We start from the raw sequence: 23,554 nt of genomic DNA, 5'->3' as shown, positions 1-23,554 counted from the left end.
GCGAGGGCGTACCCGGTGCTACCGCGGGATTCCGCCCGGCGCCCGGTGCCTGAGCAGCGCCGCACCGCCCGGCACGCACGCTCGCGGCGTTGGCCGAAAGCCCACGTAGCCCGCTACGAGGGCTTTCGGCCGCCTTGCGATCGCACGCACCGGACGCCGCTCCTTCCGGGCAAACCTTGCCGGTCACGGCACTAGTCGAGACCGGTGAAGCGATCGCGGCCTGGCATCAGGGGCTTGCCGTAGGTCAGGATGGCCGGGTGAACGATGACAGCACGAAACCCGCTCTGCGTCCGGTCCGGGGAGCGGCGCGTTGCGCGGTCGCCGGTTTGGCCCTCGCCGGCGCCGCCTGGGTCGCGCGGGCCGTGTGGCAGGTCCGGCTTGCCACGGCGGGGGTGCCGTCTTCCGGGCCGCCGGACCAGGGCGACGGCCGGCACCGCCCGCTGACCGGGCTGGAGGACGCCTACCACGTCGTCAGCGACCTGGGGGACGCGGCCACGCTGCTGTGCGCCGTCGCCTTCCTCGTCTGGCTGTTGCGCATGAGGGACAACGCGCGTGCCCTTTCGGGCCAGGCGCCGAGCTACGCCCGGCCATGGGTCTACGCGGGCTGGATCGTCCCCGTCATGAACCTGTGGGTGCCCCGCAGGATCGTCGCGGACGTCCACTGCAAGAGCGCCCCGGGCGAGCCGCTGCCGCGGGCCGTGAACTGGTGGTGGGGGCTGTGGCTGGCCGGGATGCTGAGCGGAGTGGGGCTGATGTGCACCGGCTCCACGGACGACCTCATCCAGCGTGCCTACACGGACGTGCGGTTCCTGGTGATGGTCGACGCAGCCGTCGTGGGCGCAGCCGTGGCAGGCATCGTCGTCGTCCGTGCACTCACTGCGGTGCAGCAGGAACGCATGGATGCGGCAGGACGGCACGACGAAAGCCCTGCGGCACGGCTCTGATCCGGTGCTCCGGCCGATCCGGGGCGCCGGGTTGGGCCCGCACCGAAGACCCCCGCCGAGGGCGGCCGAGCCGACGGGGGCGATCACGCCGACGAGAATGAACGAGGCATGGAACGGCCCTTGGGAAGGTCGGCGGACCGTTGATCGGCACGTCTCGCCGACCCCGACCGCTTCGCAACGCGACCTGCTCGGCGCGGTGCGCCCGACGCCCGATCGGCGAATGCCGAGGACGGCTGAGGGCAACTCCCGTTCTTTACAACAGTTTTGAGATCCGTCCGGCGCTCAGGACAGAGAATCCTCGGTCAGCAGGTCCTTGTCGTCGTCGGGGGCGACCTGCCGGGCGACCTCCACGAAGGACTCGGCCCTGCCGCCGCTGACGCGGGCGAAGAGATGGGTCTCGAAGGTCAGCTCCGCCCCTTTTGACGAGACCGTGCGGAACAGGAACCGGCCGGCCGCCATGCTGTCCGTGCCGATCAGTTGCAGCGTGCGCAGTCCTCCGCCGTCGGCGACCTGCGCTCGCATCTCGCGCACATGCGCGGCGAATTCGGACCGCTGGTGCACACGGCCATTGATGCGCTGCACGAAATCCGGCGTGAGCAACCTGTCCAGGGTGTCTTCGAGCGGCTCGGTCGCTTCGTCTCCGTAGAGCAGTTCGGTGAGCACGGCCTTCAGATCGAATTCCTGGTTCATGGGCATCTCTCCTCCGCTGTTCAGTGTTTGATGAAACCGAGCAGTGCGTGGCCGACTTCGTCACGCGCGTCCACAGCAGTCCGTGCGGTGCGCCGTCGATCCCGACGTATTTCTGCGGCTGGGACGGCGTCCTTGAAGCGCCCGCCGGTCGCGTCGACCGGCAGGACGCGGTCCGCGGTCTCGTGCGGAAGCAGGACCGGCTCGCCGTTCTCCCGTACCGCTGCGGTGTCCGCACGGAAGTCTTCGAATCAGGCCGGCACCACGACGTGGGCGACGACCGGGGCCGAGCGCGTCGCCGTGCTCCGATGGGCGGTGACCACCTCCTGGCTGATGCGTTCGCCCAGGTTCACGTCCGGATTGTAGAACTTCCCGTAGAGGGCGGTGAACCGCGCATACCGGTCAGTCTGCGCGGCGTGAACGATGCCGTCGAGCACGGACCGGGCACGCCCTGCGGGTCGCCCTCGCGGTGCACGAGGAACGGTTCGAGGGGGGCCTGGAAGGCGAGTCGGCGACACGGACGCGTCCGTATCCGTGCATGTGGCGGGCGAGTTCGCCGGCCCGCGTCGAGAAGCCGAGGAGAATCGCGTCGGTGAGGTCGAGGCTCCCGAGCACACCTGTGGTCGTCGACATAGGTGTCGAGTTCCTCGTCGGGCAGGGCGCGGTTGATCCACCCGTACTTCTCGGCGAGGTCCGGGCCGTAAGAGGTCTGGGTCGCCGACCGGAGGAGGGGCATCCATACGAGGGAGCCGGGTCACCGGACGACCTCAGCCTCCGCGACCAGGCGATTCCTGCCGTGGATAGTGGGACACCGGGGGCCATCCGCTCCCGCTTCTTCCATCGAGGGATCCAGGGTGAAGGTGACCACCGCTCGGGACCGCTGCCGCGGTACCGGCCGGTGTGCGCTTGCCGCCCCGGCCTTCTTCGACCGGAGCGGGGACGACGGCCCGGACTCGCTCTTCCAGAACCGCCCGGCCCGCGCTCCGTTCCGGGGCCCATGTCCGGCAGGCGTCATCACCGCGCTGGAAGACGAGCCCGTCGGGCCCACGCCCCACCGCGAGGAGCGGTCCAGGGCCGTCCCCGCCACACTTCCGCCTCTGCCGGACTGGGGGAGCGCCCCGCGTAGATCCCTACCGCGTGATCCGTTCGTCAAGGAGTACCGTCGCATGACCTCCGAAGCCGCCGGCACCGACCGGACTCTCGACTTCCCCGCCGCACGCGCCGCCGCGTGCCCCTTCGACCCGCCGCCCGCCTACCAGCACGCCCTGCGTACCGAGCCGGTGGCCCGGGCGCGTCTGTGGGACGGTTCCACCTGCTGGCTGGTGACCGGCTACCCGCAAGTGAGATCCATGCTCAGCGACCGACGCCTGAGTGCCGACGTCCGGGTGGACGGGTTCCCCCTCCTCTCCCGGGGGCGGCGCGAGCTGGTGAACCGCTCCGCCCCGTCCTTCATCCGGTTGGACGATCTCGAGCACGCCCGCCAGAGACACATGCTCACCGGCGACTTCATCGTCAGGCGGGTCGAGGCGATGCGGCCGCAGATCCAGCGGGTGGTGGACGAGGCGCTCGACCGGATGATCGACGAGGGCGGGCCGACCGACCTGGTCACCGCCTTCGCGGTGCCGGTGTCCTTGCAGGTCATCTGCCGCCTGCTCGGTCTGCCCCACCAGGATCACGCCTTCTTCCGGACACACAGCCGCGTCCTGGCCGACATCGACTCGGACACCGAGACGCTGCGCGCGTCCATCAGCGCGTTGACCGGGTACCTGACCGACGTCGCCCAGCACAAACGGCGCTCCCCCGACGAGAGCGTGCTCGGCCATCTCGCCGCGCGCGAGGACATCTCCGTCGAAGAGGTCGCCTCGATGGGGCGACTCCTGCTGACCGCCGGCCAGGAGACCACCGCCGAGATGACCGGGCTCGGCGCCCTTGCCCTGCTGCGCAACCCCGAACAGGCCGAACTCCTGCTCACCGAACCGGAGCTGACGAAGGGAGCGGTTGAGGAACTGCTGCGATACCTGAGCATCGTGCATCTCGGCGTACCCCGGGTGGCGGTGGAGGACATCGACCTCGACGGCACCCTGATCCGGGCAGGCGAGGGGGTCCTGTTGATGCTCTCCACCGCCAACCGCGATGCCGGGCCGTTCCCGGACGGCGACCGCCTCGACATCACCCGCGACGCCCGCCACCACCTGGCCTTCAGCTTCGGGGCCCACCAGTGCCTGGGCCAATCACTGGCCCGGGCGGAACTCCAGACCACCCTGCCGACCCTCTTCCGCCGCCTCCCCGGGCTGCGGCTCGTCGTCCCGTTCGCCGAGGTCACCTATCGCACGGACATGGTCTACGGCGTGAACAAGCTACCCGTCAGCTGGTGACCCGGTCGCATGCATCACCATCGTGACTGCCCTCGGCCGGCTCGGCAGCTGGGACCGCGCAGGGGAGCTACCGACGGGGCGCGGGCGTCCGTGCGCCCTGTGGTTCGCGGCGGCGCTGTGCGCTGTCGCTGATGCGGATGAGCAGGGCGATCATGAGCCAGTTGGCAACCATGGACGAGCCGCCCTTGGCGAGGAACGGCAGAGCCTTGCCGGTGAGCGGGATCAGGCCCATGACGCCCCCGGCCACGACGAAGACCTGCAACAGCAGAGCGCCGGCCAGGCCCACGGCCAAGAGCTTGCCGAACGGGTCGCGGGCGACCACACCGGTGCGCAGGCCGCGCTCGGCGAGCAGGGCGTACAGCAGCAGCACCGCCATGACTCCGGCCAGGCCCAGTTCCTCGCCGACGGAAGTGAGAATGAAGTCGCTGTTGCCGGCGAAGCCGATCAGCTCCGGGTGACCCTGGCCGAGGCCGGTTCCGGTGATGCCTCCGCTGCCGAAGCTGAACAGGGCCTGGGCCAACTGGTCGGACATGCCTGCCTGCTGGCCCTTGGCGGTGAAGGCGTCCATGGGGTGCAGCCAGGCCACCACCCGCCCGTGGACGTGAGGTTCCATCGAGCCCACGACTGCGGCGCCGACGACGGCCATGAGCAGGCCGCACACCACCCAGCTGGTCCGCTCGGTGGCCAGGTACAGCATGATCACGAAGAGGCCGAAGAAGATCAGCGACGTACCGAGGTCCCGCTCGAAGATCAGCACCAGGAGGCTGATGATCCAGATGGTGACGATGGGTCCCATCTGCCGCCCGGGGGGTAGCCGCACACCCAGCACCCGGCGTCCAGTGAGGGCCAGCGCGTCGCGGTTGACGGTGAGATAGCCCGCGAAGAACACCGCGATCATGATCTTCACGAACTCGCCGGGCTGCATCGACAGCGGCCCCAACGTGATCCACCGCTTGGCGCCGAACTGGTCGGCCCCGAAGAACGCCGGAGCCATCAGCAGCACCAGCGCGGCTGCCATCATCACGTACAAGTAGCGCTGGAGCCAACGGTAGTCGCGCAGTAGCAGCAGGACGCCCACGCATACCGCCAAGCCGATCACGGTCCACATCAACTGCCCGCTGCCGGCCTGGTCGATGCGCAGGTAGGGCTTGGCCGCGTAGGTGATGTCCAGGCGGTGCAGCAACACCAGGCCCAGGCCGGTCAACAGCAGCGCGATCGGCAGGATCAGCGGATCGGCGCGCGGCGCCCACAGCCGTACCGCGATGTGCGCGACGAGAGCGAGCAGCAGCACGCTCGCGCCGAAGCCGAGGAATCCCGTGGAAACGTGCCCCCGCATGGACAGCTCGGTACAGGCGTAGCCACCCACCGTGATCACCACGACGAAGCCGAGCAGCCACGCCTCGATGCGCCGCCGGTTCGGCGTCACAGCGAACGCCTCGATGGACATGGTGTGCTCGGCCTCGTGCCCGTCGGACGCGGACGGCGGCCGGGCCGTGGTCGTCACTCCCCGCACAGTGCTCCCTTTACAATCGATCGAAGCCCATTCCTGTCGGCACCCTTTCACTGGCCTCATTCCCGGCCAGGCCGTGATCGGGAGCGGTGTCCACAGCACCGCCGCCCCGACTGTCCGGCCGGCTCACTCCGAGCCCCGCGTCGGATGAGACGCATCACGAGCTCCGGCAGTTGCACATTCGCGCAATCCGACCGGCTCGCACCCCACGCCCGCGCCGTCGCCGAGGCCGCCGGTCGCCGTATCGGCCGCCCCATCGCCCACACCGGCGACAAGATCGGGTACGCCAGGCTGCTGAAGCAACAGGGCACCAGCCTCGGACAGATCGCCGCGAAAACCGGAATCCCCAGGACCTCGCTTCATCGCTGCCTCGGGCAGCCGGCCTCCGCCACCGGGCCGTCCGGAGGCACAGCATGACCTCGGCTCCTGACCCGCAGCAGGTCGAGTTCATCGCACGGAGCGGATGCCGTGTGCGAGCGGCAGTCGACGGTCCTGCTCCGCAGCCGGGAACGTGCCAGAGACGGCTGCTCGGTGGCCGAGCCGGGTCAGGGCATGGTTGAGCTCGACGACGTTGACGCGTTGCTGCCCCAGGAAGCCCAGATCCCGCCCCCGGACGTGCTGGGTGACCAGGCTCCTGACCCGTGCTGCGGCGAGGTGGCGGGCCTTCGCGACGCGGTCGGCCTGTTCGTACGCGTACGCCGGGGAGATCGCCGGGTCGAGGCCCGAGCCACTGGCCGTGACCGCGTCCGCCGGGACGGACGCGGGGGAGACACCGTCGAAGGCGGCGACGGCGGCCCGGCGCGCCCGGATGTCCGCGATCAGTTTCGTGCTGTTCGGACCGAGGTTGGAGGCACCGGAGTTCGTCGGATCGTAACCGCCGGCGGAGGGACGGGGCTGGAACCATGCGGGGTCGGGTCGCGGTGCCTCGTTCGGGTCGTGGGGGTTCTTCTTCGGCAGGGTGAAGTTCTGGCCGATCAGGCTGGAGGCCACCGCTTTGCCGTTGCTGGTCATGAGGGAGCCGTTGGCCTGGTGGGCCAGGCCGGTCTGGGCGATGCCGGTGACGAGCAGTGGATACGCCACGCCCGTGATCACGGTGAACACGAGCAGCATCCGCAGGGCCGCCAGATGGTGGCGGAGCACGGCGGGCAGGACGGTCGGTGCCATGGACGGCCTTCTCCTCTCGTCGGTCGGCCGTCAGCGCAGGCCGGGGACGAACTGGACGACGAGGTCGAGCAGTTTGATGCCGACGAAGGGCAGGACGAGCCCGCCGAGCCCGTACATCCAGATGTTGCGGCTGAGCAGCTCGGCCGCGGAGGACGGGCGGTAGCGCACGCCACGCAGCGCGAGCGGGATCAACGCGATGATGATCAGCGCGTTGAAAACGATCGCGGAGACGATCGCCGATGTCGGGCTGTGCAGGCGCATGATGTTGAGCTTGTCCAGGCCCGGGTAGACCGCCGCGAACATCGCCGGGATGATCGCGAAGTACTTCGCGACGTCGTTGGCGATGGAGAACGTCGTCAGCGCGCCGCGGGTGATGAGCAGCTGCTTGCCGATCTCCACGATCTCGATCAGCTTCGTCGGGTTGGAGTCCAGGTCCACCATGTTCCCGGCCTCCTTCGCGGCCGAGGTTCCGGTGTTCATGGCCACGCCGACGTCCGCCTGGGCCAGCGCCGGGGCGTCGTTGGTGCCGTCCCCCGTCATCGCGACGAGCTTGCCTCCCTCTTGTTCACGCCTGATGAGGGCCATCTTGTCCTCGGGCGTGGCTTCGGCGAGGAAGTCGTCGACGCCCGCTTCCTGGGCGATGGCGCGCGCGGTGAGTGGGTTGTCACCCGTGATCATGACGGTCCGGATGCCCATGCGCCGCAGTTCGTCGAAGCGTTCCCGCATGCCTTCCTTGACAATGTCCTTGAGGTGGATGACGCCCAGCACGCGGGCGGTCCGCTGGGCGCCGTGCCGTGTCACCTGGCCCACGACCAGCGGGGTTCCCCCGCTCGCGGAGACGCCGTCGACGAGATGTCCGACATCGGCGGTCGGATGCCCACCGTTGTCGCGGATCCAGCGCATCACCGCGGTCGCCGCTCCTTTACGCAGTGAGCGGCTCTCTCCCGAGTCGTCGAGGTCGACGCCGCTCATGCGGCTCTGGGCGGTGAACGGGACGAACGCGGCCCGGTCCAGTTCTCCCGCACCGCGGGCGCGTAGCGCATACCGCTGCTTGGCGAGGACGACGACCGACCGGCCCTCGGGTGTCTCGTCCGCGATCGAGGACAGCTGGGCGGCGTCGGCGAGTTCCTCGACGCCCACCCCGTGCACCGGCAGGAATTCTGCTGCTTGGCGGTTGCCCAGGGTGATGGTGCCGGTCTTGTCGAGCAGCAACGTGTTGACGTCACCGGCGGCCTCCACGGCACGACCGGACATCGCCAGGACATTGCGCTGGACGAGCCGGTCCATGCCGGCAATGCCGATGGCCGAGAGCAGTGCGCCGATCGTGGTGGGGATGAGGGCCACGACGAGAGCGGCGAGAATGACGATGGACTGTTCGGCACCCGCGAAGACGGCGAAGGGCTGCAGGGTCACCACGGCGATCAGGAAGATGATCGTGAGGGACACGAGCAGGATGTTGAGCGCGATCTCGTTCGGTGTCTTCTGCCGGGCCGCTCCCTCCACCAGGGCGATCATCCGGTCGATGAAGGTTTCTCCCGGCTTCGAGGTGATCTTCACGATGATCCGGTCCGAGAGGACTTTCGTGCCGCCGGTGACCGCCGACCGGTCACCGCCCGACTCGCGAATCACGGGAGCGGACTCGCCGGTGATGGCCGATTCGTCGACGCTCGCGATGCCCTCGACCACATCGCCGTCGCCCGGGATGATCTGTCCGGCCTCGACGACCACCTGGTCCCCGAGCCGGAGGCCGAGGCCCGGTACTTCCTCCTCCACGGTGTCGGTTGCGCCGGGCCGCCAGCCGATCAGCCGCCGCGCCGTCACGGTGGTCCTGGTACGGCGCAGGGTCTCCGCCTGTGCCTTGCCGCGGCCTTCCGCCACGGCCTCGGCCAGATTGGCGAAGACGGTCGTCAGCCACAGCCATGCCGTGATCACCCAGGCGAAGACGCTGGGCGTTCCGACGGCCGACAGCGTGGTCAGAACCGCGCCGACCTCCACCACGAACATCACGGGGTTGCGGACCATGAGGCGTGGATCCAGCTTGCGGAAGGCGTCGGGGAGGGACCGCAGTAGTTGCTTCGGGTCGAGCAGTCCGCCGGAGACCCGGTGCGGTTGGTGGCCGGCGCCCGGTGGGGTGGGAGTGGAAACGGTGGTGGTGGACATCAGTGCAGACCCTCCGCGAGGGGACCCAGTGCGAGTGCCGGGAAATACGTCAGACCGACGACGATGAGGATCACACCGGTCAACAGCCCGACGAACTGCGGCCGATGGGTGGGGAGAGTGCCCCCGGTGACCGGAACGGGCCGCTGCTCGGCGAGGGAGCCCGCCAGTGCCAGGACGAACACCATCGGCAGGAACCGGCCGAGGATCATGATCGCTCCGAGGACCGTGTTGTACCAGACCGTGTTCGCACTCAGGCCGGCGAACGCCGAGCCGTTGTTGTTCGCCGCCGACGTGAACGCGTACAGGACCTCCGAGAAGCCATGGGCACCGGTGTTGAGCATGGCCGCCCGCTCGCCGGGGAACGCCATGGCCAGTCCCGCACCCACGAGCACCAGGGCGGGCGTGGTCAGGATGTACAGGGAGGCGAACTTCATCTCCCTGCCGCGCAGCTTCTTGCCCAGGTACTCGGGTGTGCGGCCGACCATCAGCCCGGCGACGAAGACCGCGACGACCGCCAGGATCAGGATCCCGTAGAGGCCGGACCCCGTACCGCCCGGCGCGACCTCTCCCAGCATCATGTTGAAGATCGTCATGCCGCCGCCGCCCGGCGTGTACGAGTCGTGAGACGAGTTGACCGCCCCGCAGGACGTGAGGGTGGTGGACACCGCAAACAGCGCCGAGGCCCAGATCCCGAACCGTGTCTCCTTGCCCTCCATCGACGCTCCGGCCGCGTGGCCGGCCGTGCTGCTGACGCTGTGCAGCTCATTGACGGTCACGATGGCGACCGAGGCGGCCCAGATCACCGCCATCACGGCAACGATCGCGTAACCCTGGCGGTGGTCGCCGACCATCGCCCCGAAGGTTCGTGGCAGCGAGAACGAGATCACCAGCAGCAGATAGTTCTCGATCAGGTTGGTCAGGGCGTTGGGGTTCTCGAAGGGGTGCGCGGAATTCGCGTTGTAGAAGCCGCCGCCGTTGGTGCCCAGCTCCTTGATGGCCTCTTGGGAAGCGACCGGGCCGCCGGTCAGCGTCTGGTGGCCACCCGTAATGGTGGCGATGTCGTGGGCGCCGTGGAAGTTCTGGCTGACGCCGGCGGCCACCAGAACGATCGCGAAAACGAAGGCGACGGGGAGCAGAACACGCAGCACGATCCGGGTCACGTCCACCCAGAAATTCCCGACGCGATCCGTCTGCCTTCTGGCGAAGCCCCGGATCAGCGCGGCCACGACGGCGATGCCCACGGCGGCGGAGACAAAGTTCTGCACCGCCAGACCCGCCATCTGCACCAGATGCCCCATCGTCGACTCGCCCGAATAGGACTGCCAGTTGGTGTTCGTGACGAAGGATGCAGCGGTGTTGAACGACAGGTCCGGGCTGAACGGCTTCATGCCGAGGGAGAGAAGGAAATGGTTCTGCAGGCGCAGGAACGCGTACAGGAACAGCACCGACACCGCGGCGAAGGCGAGCATACTGCGCAGGTAGACAGACCACCGCTGGTCGACATCGCCGTTCACACCGCCTGCCCGGTAGATCAGGCGTTCTGCTCGCCAGTGGCGCTCGCCTGTCAGAACGTGAGCCATGTAGTCGCCCAAAGGGCGGAATGACAGCCCGAGCGCCACCACCAGGGCGATCACCTGGAGCCAGCCGGCGAGAGTGTCGTCCATCCGTCTTCCCCTAGAACTTCTCGGGAAAGATCAGGCAGAGGACCAGGTAGATCACCAGACATGCGGCGACCACCAGCCCGACGGTGTCGTCCACGCTCACAGGCGTCCCACTCCCTTGGTGACCAGGCCGAGGAGGGCGAACAGCACGACTGTCAGGCCGACGTAGGCGATGTCCGACATACGCGAGGCACCCCCGTGGCGCGGTCAGGGGCATGGACATCGGTCCAGCCCGCTCGGGGCAGATTCCTTGCTGTTTCTGACGCTATATCAGCCAGTGTCGAGACTGCTCCGTCACTCTGCGGCCCGATGGAGTGAACGCCACAGGCAAGCGCCGTTGCTTTCAGCGGCCGCCCGGGGCGGCGCCTGTCGGCGCAGAGCTCGGGAGGGTGAGCGTCACCGAGAAGACGGACTCGTCGGTGGCCGTTTCCGGAGTCCCGCCCATGGCCTCGGCCATGTCACGCGACAGCCGCAGCGCCGGACTTTTCGGCACGGTCGGCCGGCGGCCACCGGGACGCGGACGCGGTCAACGACTCCGCGGTGAGGCCGGGTGTCCGTCCACCACCCGGATCGTGACGCGGGTTGGGGGACAGAAGCTTGCGCAGCTCGGCACCGTAGACGGCTCGGCCCACAAGCACATGCGAACGTGCCACGGTGACGCCCACAGCGCCCCGCCGCAGAGCGTCCCCAGGGCGTGCGAGGCACACCCGGCGTACCCGGCCCCGGACAGAAACGGCAGAACCGCCGGCCCGATCGAGTCGGCCCTCTCGGACCGGCCCAGCCATCCGGGGCTCCGGGAACCACAGGACGAGTGCACGGGCCGCGCCGTCTGACTACAGCGCCGGACAGGACGCAGGGACGTCGTCGTCCGGCGGGGCGCGGCTCGCCGGACGACCGGACCTGCTTACCGTACGGAGAGTGCATCATCTGCCCGGGAGGTCCCGTGCCCCGTAAGCATCCGAAGAGTTTCGCTCGTCCCCTCCAAGCCGTCGAACCACCGCGCGACGTCGAAGTACTGATCGGTGCGGTGTCGGTGACGGCTTTGGTGATGGTTCTCGGTGCCCTGTCCGAGTCCCCGGTGTGGCTTCTCGGGCTCCTCGTATTCCTGCCGGGGGCGGCATCAGCGCTGTGCACCGTACGCCAGACGAAGTTCGTGTCGGCGTGGACCGCACTTGTGGTCATCGTCACCATGCTGGTTCGGCACGGTGACGGGCGGCCTTGGCTCGACAGGATCCTCATGATGCTGCTCACCCTCGCCCTGGGCGCAGCGTCCGTCTACGCCTGCCACCGTCGGATCCGCCGCGAGCACGAGACACTGCGACTGCGCTCCACCGCCGCCGCGATGCAGCGCCACATCCTGCGCCCTCTTCCCATCCTCACCGACGACGTCCTGGTGGACGGAGCGTACGAACCCGTACAGGAGGACCGGCTCATTGGCGGTGACATCTACGATGTCGTCGTCTCTCCGTGGGGAACCAGGGTTCTGATCGGCGATGTCCAGGGCAAGGGCCTGCCTGCGGTCGGCGCCGCTTTCGCCGTCGTCGGCGCCTTCCGTGCGACGGCCCACCGAGAACCCACCCTGACCGCACTCGCCGATGCTCTCGATGCCTCTGTTGTACGGCACAACTCCTACGCCGCACAGACCGGTGACGACGAACGGTTCGTCACAGTGCTCATCGTCAACATTGACTCGCACGAAGAGGTGCAAGTCATCAACTGCGGGCATATTCTCCCGCAGGTGTTGCACGATGCCACCGTCACCACACCAGCCGTCGCATCCGGCGTCCCTCTCGGACTCGCCGAACTCGCCGTCGAACCCGCGACCGTCGACTGGTTCGCCTTCCCACCCGGCGCGACGCTGCTGCTGACCACAGACGGGCTTACCGAGACCCGTGCTGCCGACGGCACGTTCTACCCCCTCGTCGAACGCCTCGCCATGCGTACTGATCTCTCCCCCACCGACCTGCCCCGTGCCCTCTACGACGACGCGCGCGCGTTCGCCGGGGAGGGAGGTCAGCATGACGACGTGGCGGTCCTGGCCGTCCGACGGTCACCGTACCGCTGAGCGCTTTCACGGCACACACCACGCAATCGACCGTCACCTGCGGAACCGCCCCTCCCGCACGCCAGAGACATGGCCGCATACCGCGACCGCGCCCCGCGCAGGTGTTCCTGTCGGCAGTGCGAACGACTCGTAGTGGGGTGAGGCGTCGACCCGCGCCTGCATGACGGGGTCCAGCCGCAGCGCCTCACCCTGCCGCGCCGGCCCTGTGGGCCGGTCCGAGCCATGGTGGAAGGCCGGGAGGGGTGCGGGCCGCCGCGGCGTGTTCGACCTCTGTCTCGTCAGCGAGTCCGCACTCACCTCCGCCGGCACCACCCGGCCCGCCAATGACGTAGCCCGGTCCCTTCAGTCCCTGTGGGAGAACCGCGACGCCACCCTCGCCGCCCTGGGGACGGGCGGGATCGGCACAGCCTCCGCCCCCGCCACCGTCGCCCCGCCCAGCGACCGCCCAGCGACGTCGCTCTCGGTAGAGCCGAACCGCCCGAGAACCTGAATCGACGGTCGCATCGTCTCCCTGATCGTGAAAAGCGTGGCAGACCCCGACGAGGCAGAGCTCGTGCGTCGCATCGCCTGCGGTGACCGGGTGGCGTTCGACGAGTTGTACCGGCGTACCTCGCCCTGGCTGGCGGTGCGGCTCCGTCGTCGCTGCGCGGACGACGACGTCATCGCCGAAGTGCTCCAGGAGACCTATCTGGCGGTCTGGCGGGCAGCCGGCAGCTACGCAGGCTCCGTGACCGAGGGCAGTGCGGTCGGCTGGCTCTGGACGATCGCCGCGAACCGTCTCGTCGATGCGTTCCGCCGACGAGCCCGGCACGAGCGGGTGCCGACCATTGCCCTGGTCGAGACGACCGTGCCGGCCGCCGAGGACGAGGTGATGGCGAACCGCGTCGACCAGAACGTCGAACAGGCGCTGCTGCGGCTGCCAACGGAGTTGCGCCAGGTGCTGCAGGCGATGGTGCTCGACGACCTGTCGGTCCGGCAGACGGCGGTGCTGCTCAGCATCCCGGAGGGCACGGTGAAGACCCGCGCGCGGCGGGCCCGGATCGCGCTGCGGGAGGCGCTCTCATGACTCATCCCACCCCCCTGATGCTGGCCCGTTACGGGGACGGCGGGCGCGGATTCGACGGCGCCGTACTCTGGTCCATCGAGGTCCATCTCGACGCGTGCGCGGACTGCCGTGAGCAACTCGCCGCAAACGCCGCCCCAGCCACGGCGGATCTGCTCGACCGTGTCGCCATCTCGCTCGACCAGGCGATCGGGACGAGCCCGCCTCCGGCCCGGCAACGCACACGAGCAGCGGCCGTGAACCGACGCTGGCTCGCCCGGACGCTGCTGCCCTGGCTCGCGGTGACCGTCGCGGTGCTGGGCTGCGGCGTGCTCCTCAACGCCGTCGAGCCGAGCCTGCCTTCGCTCGTGCTGCTGCTGGCCCCGATGGCTCCGCTGCCCGGCGTCGCGGTGGCCTGGAGCCGGCGGATCGACCCGGTCTGGGAGCTGATCGCCACCACACCCGCGGCCGGCCTGGCCATGGTGCTGCGGCGCACGTTCGCGGTGCTCGTCGTCGTGCTTCCGGCGTTGCTGGCAGGGGGTGTGAGCACCGGAACCTCACTGGCCCTGACCCTGCTGCCGTGCCTGGCGTTCACTGCGGCCACCCTCGTGCTCGGCGCCTTCATCGGCGTGCGGCGCGCGGCCATCGGACTCGGAGCAGCGTGGTCCACGGCCGTCCTGCTGCCGAGCGTGGCGGCCCAATCCCTGTCCCCGGTACTGCAGCCGGAGAGCACCGCTGTCTGGGCGGTGACCACCGTGGCCCTTGCCATGGGCACCCTGCTCGCTGCCCCTCACTTCCACCGCCTGACCAGCGGCAACTGACCCTTCATCAAGAGGAGAGACCCCATGCGAGCGGTGAGTGCTGCCGAAACGACCCCTACCCTTCATCCCTTTCCCGTCCACGCCGAAGAACTGCGTGTCCGGGCCGGCCGCCACCTGGCCGTCGACGGCCTCGACCTGGCGCTGAAGGCCGGCGTGCACGGTGTGCTCGGACCGAACGGCGCCGGCAAGACCACGTTGATGCGCGCGCTGTCCACCGTCATCAAGCCCGCCGGCGGCTCGTTGACGCTGCTCGGCGCGCGGGTCGACGGCCGCGCCGACCTGCGCGAGGTGCGTCGCGGACTGGGATATCTGCCGCAGCAGTTCGGCTTCTACCCGCGGTTCACCGTCCGCGAGTTCGTCGAGTACATGGCCTGGCTCAAGGAAATGCCCAGAAGCGCGGTACCCGACGCCGTGCAACGCGCGATCGATCGAGTAGGTCTCACCGCCAAGGCCGACACCAGGATGAAGGCGCTGTCCGGCGGCATGCTGCGCCGGGCCGGCATCGCGCAGGCCATCGTGAACGACCCCGAGCTGCTGCTGCTCGACGAGCCCACCGTCGGACTCGATCCCGAACAGCGTCTCGACTTCCGCGACCTGCTGCGTGACCTCGGCGCCGACAGCTGTGTGCTGGTCTCCACCCACCTCGTCGAGGACGTCGTCGCCGCCTGCACCGACGTCATCCTCATGCACGAAGGCCGACTCCTCTTCCAGAGCACCCCCGACGACCTGATCGCCCGCGGCGGGCAGGGCGACGCGGGCGACAGCCCGGCGGAGCGCGGCTACTCCGCACTCCTGCGTCAGCACCGGAGTAACGCATGAACCGCATCCTCGGCATCGAACTCCGGCGGTCGGCCGCTCTCGGCGCCGCGCTCCTGATCGCCGTCGTCGGCACGATCGTGCTCCACGCCACTGTGGGGCGATGGTCCACCGGGTGGATGGCGTTGGCCAGGACGCAGCGTGAATACCTCGCGGTTCTCTCGCCCCTTGCGATGGCCGCCGGCGCCTGGCAGTCCTACCGCGAGCACCGGGCGAACGTCGCCGAGCTGTTCACCAGCGTGCCCCGCCCGCGACCGCAGCACATCGTGCCGATTCTGGTCACGACCGGGCTGGCGGTGCTCGTCGCGTACCTGGTCACGCTCCTCGCGGCGGCACCACGGATCGCCGACACGGCGCATTACCTTCCGCCGGCCGCGTTTGTCGTCGTGGCCGTCGGGCTGGTCGCGATGATCGCCTCGGTCTGGCTCGGGCTGGCCGTCGGACGCCTGGTGCCGGCGCTCGCCACCGCACCCGCGCTGGCCGTGATCGGCTTCGCGCTGCTGATCCTCGCGCCCCACGCCCTTCCGGACGGTGGAGTCACGGCGGCGTTCTCCCCGGCGATGGGGATGAGCATGTTCAGCGACTACGACACCGTCAGCGGCGGGGTCAGCGCCGCCCAGGCACTCTGGATGGTCGCGGTCGCGATGGCCGGTGTGGTGCTCTTCGTCGTCCAGAACCGTAGGTTCGCGTTCACCGCACTGTTGCCGCTGGCAGTCGGGGCAACGGCCACGGCCCTGGTCGTGCCGACCGGCGATGCCTACGACCAGGGAACGCTCGACCCGGTCGCCCAGGAACTGGTGTGCACCGGCGACACTCCGCGGGTCTGCGTCAGCCGGGCGCACGAAGGGTTGCTGCCCGAGGTGGCACCCAAGGCCCGGCACGCGTTGGAACTCCTGTCGAAAACACCGGTCGTCGCGGCACACGAGGACACCACCACGTTCTTTCCTCCCACCTCACCGAGGTCGCGGGTCGACACCGCGCTGATGACGATCACGGTCGACAAGCACGGTCGCCTCGCCCACCCGGGTCGGCTCGAACCGGCGATGCTCACCGAAGTGTTCACCGGCCCTCTCAGCTGCGGAGACACCCGGAACTTCCAGGTGGCCACCGCTGCGGCCTACTGGCTGGTCGACCGGGAGCCGACCGTTGGTCCCGATGGCCTCGAATTCGAGGACCCGGAGGCCGAAAAGCTCTGGAAGGGCCTGAAGGCACTGCCGCGGGCCGAGGCCGACGCCCGGGTGACCGCCGTCCACCAGGCCGCCCAGAAGTGCCAGGACACCACCGACCTCCTGACCCGGAGCGTGCGATGAGAGGGCTGACGCTCTACGCCCGCTCGCGCCGGGTGCCGGCGGCGCTCGCTGCGGCAGTCGCGGGTATGGCCATCGCGTGGCTGCTGGCGGCAGCCTTCGGCGACAAGGGCGAGGTGAGCAGCACCGTGCTCGTCCTGACGGTGCTTCTCCTCGTGGCCGTCGTCACCGCCACGCTCGGCGGCCCCGACGACACCCTGGACCGCACGGCGGCGAGGCCGTGGGCGTGGCTGCGGATGTCCCACCTGGCCACGGCCCTGGGATGCGTACTCCTGCTCCTGCTGGCCACGCTGCTCACCGGCACACGATTCGGGCCGTTCGGATCTGTCATCCGCGACACGGCCGGCCTACTGGGCCTGACCGCCCTGGGTGCAGCCACGGTCGGTGCCGATCGGTCGTGGTTCGTGCCTCTCGGGTGGACGCTCGGCGCGGCGGTGTTCTCGGGTACGGGCACCGCGGGGGAGGCGCTGACCTGGCAGGCGCAGGCGCCCGGCAGCCGGCCCGCGGCCGTGGTCGCAGCAGTGCTCGCCGTCGCCGGAGCCGCCGTCTACGTGAGCCGAGGCCCACGCCCCCGAACGTCGTCGGAGAACGTCTGAGCGGACGGGCCTTGACGGCCTCGGCTGGTCTCAGGGGCGGCCGGTGCCGTTACCGGAGTCACCATCTGCTGAAGGGGGTGACGAGAGGGCGTCCAGGTGCCGCGGTCCGGGGGATCCATCGCGCGACCTGGGGGAGGGGGAGGGCGCCCGCACCCGTGGCGATGTGCTGCTCGTCGCCCCCACAACTCCGGGCTGTCACCCACCGCGCCGTGTGAGCGGCACGGGCGGGAGCCGGCGGAGGTAGTGCATCTGAAAGGCGGCTGACGGAGTGTGGGGCGCGCATCGAGGATCTGCAGCGGGCGCTGACCGCCCCGATGCCCGCCCCGGAACGGGTCGATCTGACGGGGCCGCCCGTGCCCGCGCACGGCGTAGGGGTGGTGCGCGCGGCCGGCCCCGGTGGCTCATTGCCGGATCCGGTCAGGATCCTGGCCATCCAGCGTGCAGCCGGCCCGTGGCAGCGACGCTTGGCAGTACTCCGCGCGAACTCCTCAGCGCCATCGGCACGGACTACATGGTCGCGGTGCCGACCGCGCGCCTCGCCGAGGCACATGCCCCGCATCCGGGCGGCACCTGGCGCTACGAGTTCACTTGCCGCTCTCCCGCATACGACAGTACGCCGAGCGCCTGCCATGATCTTGGTGTCGACGACGTCCAGTCCGCGTCCGAGCTTCCGCCCCAGGACGACGGCAGCCGTTGGCATCCCGCAGGCCACCGGATCACCAGCGCCTCCACCATCCAGTTCATGCACATGCTGCGCCACCTCGCCGAGCAGACCGTATGGTCGCGGCCCGTCGCGGTCGGCAAACCAATGGTCTGCTTCCCCACTCCCGTCACGGCCGGCCATCTTCCCTGGGCAGTACAACGAGGACTGCCCAGGGAGACGGGTCATCCGCTCCATCGCCACCGCCACCGGCGTACCCGCACAAGGCCGCCGCCCCATCCGCAGCATCCGCGACAAGATCACCAAAAGCATCGACGACGGCTGGATCACAGCGCCGGTCAACGACGCCGCCGGCTACCGCACACCGTCATGCCGACAGGACCTCCAGCAGTGCCTCACGGAATTCCTTGGGACGTTCGAGGTGGACCGCGTGCCCGGCGTCGGCCACGGCGACCTCCCGCACCGTGCCGCCCGCCGCCGCGTAACGATCCAGGACGTGACGCGTCTGCGCCACCATCGGCTGCGCCGGTGTGCCGTCCCATCCCGGCACGGCGCCGATCGCGCCCAGGTGCGCCAGGTCGAACATCGAGGTGTCCGAGACAATGACGTCGTCCTCACCCCGTATCCACAGCACCGGCGGCTTGTGGCCGATCAGGTGAAGGTCGTCGATGCGGAAGTGGGTCGGGGCGAGGCAGTTGAGCACGCCGCGTGTGCCGGGCGCTGTCCCGGGCCAGTTGGTGGATTCCTCGCTGTCGCCCGGGTAGTGGTCGTCGCCGGTGCGCGTGGTGAGCATGGACTCGACGTAGGCGTCCTCGTGTTCGGGGCGCAGCGGCGGTTTGACGTAGCAGGCAGCCAGGACGGATCGCGGCGAGAACGTGGAGTCCTCGCTGCGGTCGCCCTGGGTGAGCAGCCGCACGAACTCGGGGTTGGCCGTGCCGCCGCCCGATCCGGCTCCGTCCGCGGAGTTGAGGGTTCCGTCCACTCCCTGCGTACCGCCGAAGCCGTAGGGGGAGACCGGGTTGACCAGGGTCAGGGAACGTACCTGGGCCGGGTGGTCGCGCAGATACTGCATGACCACGCCGCCGCCCATGGACCAGCCGACCAGATGTACCCGGTCGACCTGGAGGGCCGTGAGCAGCGCGGCGAGGTCGTCGGCGTAGTCCCGCAGGCCCCGTGTGGCGTCGACGGGCAGCGGGTCGGTGCCGCCGAAGCCGCGCAGGTCGACGGCGATGGGGCGGTAGCGGTCCGGCAGCCCGCTCAGGGTGGGGTGCCAGAACGTGGAGGAGGAGACGTTGCCGTGGACGAAGAGGACGGCTTCGCCCTCGTCTCTTGCTTCGGTGATCTGCTGGGTCAGTCGGCCGGTGGCGATGCGGCGGGGGCGGAGCGTGTTCATATGGGGTCCTTCAGGACAGCCAGGTGGCGATCTGGGCGGCGGCTGAGGAGTTCCATCCCAGTTCGAGGTGGTTGGCGCCGAGGATGGTCTGCCTTCCGCCGATTGTGGGAATGCCGGTGGTGTCGAGCGCGCTGTCGATGAAGACGACACCGTCGCTGGGCCCGCGGTTCTCGTTGAAGATGCCGATGACGTCCGCGGAGCCGCCGGCCAGCAGATACGTCGTGATCGAGGCCGGCACCCCGGCATCGTGCAGCGGCTTGACAAGTGAACCGGCGCCGATCGCGGCCTGGATGCCACCGCCGGCTGTGTAGAAGCCCTGGCCGCCGTAGTAGGTCGTGTACCAGTCCTGAGCGGCACCGTCGACTCCGTACACACCGTCCCAGCGGGCCAGCATCTGCCGCTGCCCGGGGTAGTTGTCGTAACCGCCGGACGGTGTCATCGAGAACTCCGGGTGGGCCGTGTACTGCCCGTAGCACGTCATGTGCGAGTGCGGGGAGGGGGCGTTGACCTTGCCTCCGCACTCCGGCCAGATGGAGAAGTCATGAGCCCAGCCGTGCGCGTAGGGGTAGTCGTAGCCGCCGTTCGGGCCACCGACCGTGATGAGCTTGCGTACATCACCGGCATAGGCCCGCCCCCAGCTCGGCTTCACGGACGACACGTACGCTCGGGTCGACATCTCGCCCTTGCTCCAGCCGACCAGGTCCACCTTGTCGACGCCCAGCTTCGCCTTGATGACGGCGATCGCGTCGCCCACGATCTGTGCCTGCATGAGGTTGTCGCCCTGCTTGTGCGCGAAGCCGACAGCGAAGACACGGTGACCGCGCTCGGAGAGGTACTGCATCAGCCCGGTGGACGGACAGGACATGGCACCGCAGCCGTAGCCGCCGGCTTCCCCCGGGTTGGCCCAGGCGCGGTCCGCAGTGTCGTTCGCGCCGTGCACGAGGAGGACGGGCGTGGTGCGGCCGCCGGTGTTCCAGCCGGGAGCCGAGTAGAGCAGGAACCTGCCAGAGGAGGGGCGAGACACACCGCCGAAGTACGTGACGCGCTTGCCGTCCTGATCACCGCGGCCGTCCGACGGGTAGCCCTCGGTGACAAATCCGCCGGTCGTGTCGAGATAGCGCTCGACACGGTCCCAGCCGTTGGTGACGGTGCCGGCTCCGTGACTCGCCTCAAGGGTGAGATACGAGGGTGGCGCGGAGGAGGCGCCCGCCGTCGCGCCGCTCGCGGTGGCGTGTGGTGCCACCACGGCCGCCGCGACGACCCCCACCACCGCCATGGCCCGGGCGGCGCGCAGTCGCCATCGGCGCCCCGGACTCCGTCTGTCAGCCATGTCCCGGCCTTTCCCGTTCATGCACCCATGGCGCGTCCGCCCGATGCCGTCCCGGCACCGGGTGTGCACACGCTAGGCGGACCGGTGGCCGACGGGGCATGTGGGCGTGCCACACAAAGGAAAGGACGCACATGGTCGGGGACTTCACAGCCGGTGGCCAGGGACTTCATCACAGGCCGAAGCCCGAACGGGGCCCGCGACATCCATCGCGTCGGGCAAGGGACGGGGGAGGGAGCAGCGTGAGTGCCTTTGCCGATCGGGCGAGCGGGCTCGACGGGAAGGAAGAGGGTGGCGATGTACGGGGTCGAGGGTGGTGGCCCGGCGGGGTCGTCGGCCGGTGGACCGAGCATCGCCTCGGCGCCGCATTGTGAAGCGCCGACGTTGAGCCCGGTGTCACCCGGTGTCAGCCGGTGCGGCCATGGCCGAGTTGGACGAGGGCCAGGTCGAGCATGTCGGCGAAGAAGTCGGCCGCGGTGGTGTCGATGCACAGGGGCGGCTTGATTTTCAGGATGTTGAGGTGGTCCCCCGTGGGTTGGACGACGACGCCCAGGTCGAGCATGCGGTCGCAGAGTTCGGCGGTCTCTTCGGTGGCGGGTTCCAGGCTGACACGGTCGCGGACGAGTTCGAGGCCGAGGTAGAGGCCTGATCCGTGGACGGCGCCGATGATGTCGTAGCGGTCGGCCAGTGCTTCGAGCCGGCTCTTCAGATGGCTGCCGACGCGTACCGCGTTGCCCTGGAGGTCCTCGTCGCGCAGGGTGTCCAGGACGGTGAGGCCCACGGTGCTGGAGACCGGGCTGCCGCCGGTGGAGGAGAAGAAGTAGCCCTGTTCGCGGTACCGGTCGGCGACCGACTTGGAGGTGATGACGGCGCCGAGGGGGTGTCCGTTGCCCATGGCCTTGGCGACACAGACGATGTCGGGGACGACCTGTTGCTGTTCGAAGCCCCAGAACCAGTGTCCCAGACGGCCGTAGCCGACCTGGACCTCATCGGCGACGGCCAGGCCACCGTGACGGCGGACGGCCGCGTACACCTGGGCGAGATAGCCGTCGGGCAGGGCGACTCCTCCGGCGTTGCCGTAGAAGGTCTCGCCGATGAACGCTCCTGCCGGGCGGCCCGAGGCGGCCAGTTCGTCGATCACCGCGACGGCCTCAGGCCCGTAGTGCACGGCATCCGCCCCGCGGTGCCGGCCGCGATAGGAGTTGGGGGAATCCACGGTGTGGACCCAGCCCGGGCGGGTGGCCAGGGCGTTCGGGTTGTCCTGCAGCGAGGTGGAAACCGCGTCGGAGGCATACGTCCAGCCGTGGTACGCCTCGCGCAGTGCGACGATGTCGTGCTGCCCGGTGGCGCCGATGGCCAGTCGGAGGCCCAGATCCACCGCCTCGGAACCGGAGTTGACCAGGAACACCGTGTCCAGGGGCTGGGGGAGGAGGGCGGCGAGGCGTTCGGTGAACTCCACCACCGAGGCGTAGTGGAACCGCGAGTTGGTGTTGAGCCGTCGCAGTTGCCGGGAGACCGCCTGTTCGACGCGGGGGTGGGCGTGGCCCAGCGGGGTGACGTTGTTGACGATGTCGAGGTACGAGCGGCCGTCGGTGGACAAGAGGTGGTGGCGCCAGCCACGTTCGATACGGGGAGGGCTGGCGTAGTAGTGCTCCTGCACGGTCGCGAACACGGCGTCACGCCGGTCGAGCAGGTCCCTCTCGCCCGTACCGTCGGAGTCGGCCGGGAGCCCGAGAAGCGGGGTGGGGTCGGCGGTGAGCGCGAGCCAGCCGGCGGAGTGTTCGGGCCGGACCAGGCGAGGCACGGCAGGGCCGTCGGCGGTGCTCAGCGCGATGTGGAGGGCGGTTCCGGAGGGGATGCGGGCGATGTCCTCACCCCGCTCCCCGGGGCCGGCGACGCCCAGCCGTCTGGCGGCGGCGTCGCCGAGCACCACCACGGGCAGGTTCTGCGAGGCGGTGTCGAGCCAACGACCGGCGCGCAGCGTGGCGTGCAGTGCGTCCAGCAGGTCCAGGCTTGCGGACAGCACGGTCAGACTGTTGGTCTGGCCGTCCGGTACCAGGTCGTTGCGGTAGACGGACGCCTTGGTCGCGCCGGTGGCGGTGACCTTCTGCACCGGGGCGATGTTGCCCAGCATCACCGGCGCCTGTGGGGGCAGCGGCACGAGCCGCTGGGAGGCGTCCTTTCCAGGCGCCACCGTGATCAGGTTGCTGCCGAGTCGGTCCAGGCGGTCCAGCAGATGCGCCTGGTTGGACGCCGAGATACCGGTGACCGCGACGACTGCGGCGATGCCCAGGGCGATGCCGAGCGCTGACAGCACCGAGCGCAGCCGACGGGTGCGTGGCCCCAGCAGGCCCAGCCGCAACAGGTCGGACGCTCGCAGCCGGACCGAACGGGGCAGCCTGCCGCCGGAGTCACCGCGGATGTGGGTGTGGGCGTGGAGGTTCACCGGGCACCGCCCCCGGTCGCCGCCGCGGCGCCGCGCTCGTCGAACGCGATCCGCCCGTCCTGGATGCCCACGCGCCGTGGAAACGACGCCGCCAGTTCCCGGTCGTGGGTGATGACCACCACCGTCGTGCCGTCCACGTTCAGTTCCCGCAGCAGATCGACGACGGCCGCGCCGGACGCGCTGTCCAGCGCCCCGGTCGGCTCGTCCGCCAGCAGGAGCGCAGGACGCCCGGCAACCGCGCGGGCGATCGCCACTCGCTGCTTCTCCCCGCCCGACAACTGTTCCGGGCGGTGGTCCAAGCGGTGCCCGAGCCCGACCCGCCGCAGCACCTCCACCGCGCGCCTGCGCCGCACGCGGGCGCTCGCGCCCGTGTACAGCAGCCCGGTGGCCACATTCTCCACGCAGCTCAGCCCCGCCAGCAGGAAGAACTGCTGGAAGACGAAGCCGATGCGGTGGGCTCGCAGCGCGGCCACCTGCCGCTCGCGCAGACCCGCCAGATCGTGCCCGTCCAGGCTGATCCGGCCTGCCGTGGGACGCTCCAGTGCGCCGTCCGACCACCACAACGCCGCCGGACACCGC

The 23,554-nt window shown here is 69.7% G+C and carries 20 protein-coding genes; 9 read left to right on the top strand and 11 right to left on the bottom strand.

Annotated elements, in window-relative coordinates; all coding sequences use genetic code 11:
• The first annotated feature begins 257 nt into the window (after positions 1 to 257).
• On the top strand, positions 258 to 944 hold the full coding sequence (locus tag AMK22_RS32575) for a DUF4328 domain-containing protein (protein WP_073790970.1): 687 nt from the start codon (positions 258 to 260) through the stop codon (positions 942 to 944).
• 282 nt (positions 945 to 1,226) lie between these two features.
• On the opposite strand, the gene AMK22_RS32570 is transcribed toward AMK22_RS32575, so the two are convergent.
• Entirely contained in the window at positions 1,227 to 1,634 is a 408-nt protein-coding gene (locus tag AMK22_RS32570; RefSeq protein WP_073790969.1) for a nuclear transport factor 2 family protein, read from the bottom strand.
• 248 nt (positions 1,635 to 1,882) lie between these two features.
• Positions 1,883 to 2,068, bottom strand: coding sequence for a hypothetical protein (locus AMK22_RS40280; RefSeq protein ID WP_073790967.1), 186 nt, complete (start codon positions 2,066 to 2,068; stop codon positions 1,883 to 1,885).
• A gap of 729 nt (positions 2,069 to 2,797) precedes the next feature.
• On the opposite strand from AMK22_RS40280, the gene AMK22_RS32560 reads away from it, so the two are divergent.
• Positions 2,798 to 4,006, top strand: a complete 1,209-nt coding sequence (locus AMK22_RS32560) for a cytochrome P450 (protein ID WP_073790966.1) — start codon at positions 2,798 to 2,800, stop codon at positions 4,004 to 4,006.
• A 67-nt stretch (positions 4,007 to 4,073) separates the two neighbouring features.
• On the opposite strand, the gene AMK22_RS32555 is transcribed toward AMK22_RS32560, so the two are convergent.
• Complete coding sequence (locus AMK22_RS32555) at positions 4,074 to 5,453, bottom strand: FtsW/RodA/SpoVE family cell cycle protein (RefSeq protein ID WP_073790984.1); 1,380 nt, start codon at positions 5,451 to 5,453, stop codon at positions 4,074 to 4,076.
• A 210-nt stretch (positions 5,454 to 5,663) separates the two neighbouring features.
• Between AMK22_RS32555 and AMK22_RS32550 the strand changes: the two genes are divergently transcribed.
• Positions 5,664 to 5,933 carry a helix-turn-helix domain-containing protein gene (locus tag AMK22_RS32550; protein ID WP_073790964.1) on the top strand — a complete coding sequence of 90 codons (270 nt, stop codon included), beginning with the start codon at positions 5,664 to 5,666 and terminating at the stop codon, positions 5,931 to 5,933.
• 30 nt (positions 5,934 to 5,963) lie between these two features.
• Here the strand turns inward: AMK22_RS32550 and kdpC are convergent, their stop codons facing one another.
• The 4 genes from kdpC to kdpF are packed head-to-tail and all read right to left on the bottom strand — an operon-like array spanning position 5,964 to position 10,604.
• Complete coding sequence (gene kdpC / locus AMK22_RS32545; RefSeq protein WP_079186522.1) at positions 5,964 to 6,680, bottom strand: potassium-transporting ATPase subunit KdpC; 717 nt, start codon at positions 6,678 to 6,680, stop codon at positions 5,964 to 5,966.
• A 30-nt stretch (positions 6,681 to 6,710) separates the two neighbouring features.
• Complete coding sequence (kdpB, locus tag AMK22_RS32540; RefSeq protein ID WP_073790962.1) at positions 6,711 to 8,840, bottom strand: potassium-transporting ATPase subunit KdpB; 2,130 nt, start codon at positions 8,838 to 8,840, stop codon at positions 6,711 to 6,713.
• Positions 8,840 to 10,504 carry a potassium-transporting ATPase subunit KdpA gene (kdpA, locus tag AMK22_RS32535; RefSeq protein WP_073790961.1) on the bottom strand — a complete coding sequence of 555 codons (1,665 nt, stop codon included), beginning with the start codon at positions 10,502 to 10,504 and terminating at the stop codon, positions 8,840 to 8,842. Before kdpA ends, kdpB begins: the two co-directional genes overlap by 1 nt.
• 10 nt (positions 10,505 to 10,514) lie before the next feature.
• On the bottom strand, positions 10,515 to 10,604 hold the full coding sequence (gene kdpF / locus AMK22_RS38825) for a K(+)-transporting ATPase subunit F (protein WP_073790959.1): 90 nt from the start codon (positions 10,602 to 10,604) through the stop codon (positions 10,515 to 10,517).
• 840 nt (positions 10,605 to 11,444) lie between these two features.
• On the opposite strand from kdpF, the gene AMK22_RS32525 reads away from it, so the two are divergent.
• The 6 genes from AMK22_RS32525 to AMK22_RS32495 all read left to right on the top strand — a co-directional run bounded on the left by AMK22_RS32525 (position 11,445) and on the right by AMK22_RS32495 (position 17,148).
• Complete coding sequence (locus AMK22_RS32525; RefSeq protein WP_073790958.1) at positions 11,445 to 12,566, top strand: PP2C family protein-serine/threonine phosphatase; 1,122 nt, start codon at positions 11,445 to 11,447, stop codon at positions 12,564 to 12,566.
• A gap of 526 nt (positions 12,567 to 13,092) precedes the next feature.
• Positions 13,093 to 13,632, top strand: a complete 540-nt coding sequence (locus AMK22_RS32515) for an RNA polymerase sigma factor (RefSeq protein ID WP_242434245.1) — start codon at positions 13,093 to 13,095, stop codon at positions 13,630 to 13,632.
• Complete coding sequence (locus tag AMK22_RS32510) at positions 13,629 to 14,429, top strand: hypothetical protein (RefSeq protein WP_073790953.1); 801 nt, start codon at positions 13,629 to 13,631, stop codon at positions 14,427 to 14,429. Before AMK22_RS32515 ends, AMK22_RS32510 begins: the two co-directional genes overlap by 4 nt.
• A 24-nt stretch (positions 14,430 to 14,453) precedes the next feature.
• Positions 14,454 to 15,248: an ABC transporter ATP-binding protein gene (locus AMK22_RS32505; RefSeq protein WP_073790951.1), complete on the top strand. Its 795-nt coding sequence runs from the start codon at positions 14,454 to 14,456 to the stop codon at positions 15,246 to 15,248.
• A complete protein-coding gene (locus AMK22_RS32500) occupies positions 15,245 to 16,555 on the top strand; it encodes a hypothetical protein (RefSeq protein WP_073790950.1) in 1,311 nt (436 codons plus the stop codon). Before AMK22_RS32505 ends, AMK22_RS32500 begins: the two co-directional genes overlap by 4 nt.
• Entirely contained in the window at positions 16,552 to 17,148 is a 597-nt protein-coding gene (locus AMK22_RS32495; RefSeq protein ID WP_073790948.1) for a hypothetical protein, read from the top strand. Before AMK22_RS32500 ends, AMK22_RS32495 begins: the two co-directional genes overlap by 4 nt.
• A gap of 1,028 nt (positions 17,149 to 18,176) precedes the next feature.
• Here the strand turns inward: AMK22_RS32495 and AMK22_RS32490 are convergent.
• The 4 genes from AMK22_RS32490 to AMK22_RS32470 form a co-directional block, all read right to left on the bottom strand.
• Positions 18,177 to 19,202, bottom strand: coding sequence for an alpha/beta fold hydrolase (locus AMK22_RS32490; protein WP_073790946.1), 1,026 nt, complete (start codon positions 19,200 to 19,202; stop codon positions 18,177 to 18,179).
• Positions 19,203 to 19,212: 10 nt separating this feature from the next.
• Positions 19,213 to 20,532, bottom strand: a complete 1,320-nt coding sequence (locus AMK22_RS32485) for an esterase/lipase family protein (protein ID WP_242434244.1) — start codon at positions 20,530 to 20,532, stop codon at positions 19,213 to 19,215.
• 403 nt (positions 20,533 to 20,935) lie between these two features.
• Entirely contained in the window at positions 20,936 to 22,975 is a 2,040-nt protein-coding gene (locus AMK22_RS32480; RefSeq protein WP_079186520.1) for an aminotransferase class III-fold pyridoxal phosphate-dependent enzyme, read from the bottom strand.
• Positions 22,972 to 23,538 carry an ATP-binding cassette domain-containing protein gene (locus tag AMK22_RS32470; protein WP_073790943.1) on the bottom strand — a complete coding sequence of 189 codons (567 nt, stop codon included), beginning with the start codon at positions 23,536 to 23,538 and terminating at the stop codon, positions 22,972 to 22,974. The genes AMK22_RS32480 and AMK22_RS32470 overlap by 4 nt, the downstream gene beginning before the upstream one ends.
• Between the last annotated feature and the right edge of the window lie 16 nt (positions 23,539 to 23,554).

This window comes from Streptomyces sp. CB01580 (genome assembly GCF_001905795.1).
Classification (GTDB): domain Bacteria; phylum Actinomycetota; class Actinomycetes; order Streptomycetales; family Streptomycetaceae; genus Streptomyces.
This window is presented reverse-complemented; position numbering and strand designations above follow the sequence as displayed.

What these genes read in the sequence shown, in the direction of transcription:
- kdpB (WP_073790962.1), bottom strand. Translation starts at nt 8,840, where the DNA reads ATGTCCACCACCACCGTTTCCACTCCCACCCCACCGGGCGCCGGCCAC.
- AMK22_RS32570 (WP_073790969.1), bottom strand. Translation starts at nt 1,634, where the DNA reads ATGAACCAGGAATTCGATCTGAAGGCCGTGCTCACCGAACTGCTCTAC.
- AMK22_RS32550 (WP_073790964.1), top strand. Translation starts at nt 5,664, where the DNA reads ATGAGACGCATCACGAGCTCCGGCAGTTGCACATTCGCGCAATCCGAC.
- AMK22_RS32490 (WP_073790946.1), bottom strand. Translation starts at nt 19,202, where the DNA reads ATGAACACGCTCCGCCCCCGCCGCATCGCCACCGGCCGACTGACCCAG.
- AMK22_RS32555 (WP_073790984.1), bottom strand. Translation starts at nt 5,453, where the DNA reads ATGTCCATCGAGGCGTTCGCTGTGACGCCGAACCGGCGGCGCATCGAG.
- AMK22_RS32560 (WP_073790966.1), top strand. Translation starts at nt 2,798, where the DNA reads ATGACCTCCGAAGCCGCCGGCACCGACCGGACTCTCGACTTCCCCGCC.
- AMK22_RS32500 (WP_073790950.1), top strand. Translation starts at nt 15,245, where the DNA reads ATGAACCGCATCCTCGGCATCGAACTCCGGCGGTCGGCCGCTCTCGGC.
- AMK22_RS32510 (WP_073790953.1), top strand. Translation starts at nt 13,629, where the DNA reads ATGACTCATCCCACCCCCCTGATGCTGGCCCGTTACGGGGACGGCGGG.
- kdpC (WP_079186522.1), bottom strand. Translation starts at nt 6,680, where the DNA reads ATGGCACCGACCGTCCTGCCCGCCGTGCTCCGCCACCATCTGGCGGCC.
- AMK22_RS32495 (WP_073790948.1), top strand. Translation starts at nt 16,552, where the DNA reads ATGAGAGGGCTGACGCTCTACGCCCGCTCGCGCCGGGTGCCGGCGGCG.
- AMK22_RS32505 (WP_073790951.1), top strand. Translation starts at nt 14,454, where the DNA reads ATGCGAGCGGTGAGTGCTGCCGAAACGACCCCTACCCTTCATCCCTTT.
- AMK22_RS32485 (WP_242434244.1), bottom strand. Translation starts at nt 20,532, where the DNA reads ATGGCTGACAGACGGAGTCCGGGGCGCCGATGGCGACTGCGCGCCGCC.
- kdpA (WP_073790961.1), bottom strand. Translation starts at nt 10,504, where the DNA reads ATGGACGACACTCTCGCCGGCTGGCTCCAGGTGATCGCCCTGGTGGTG.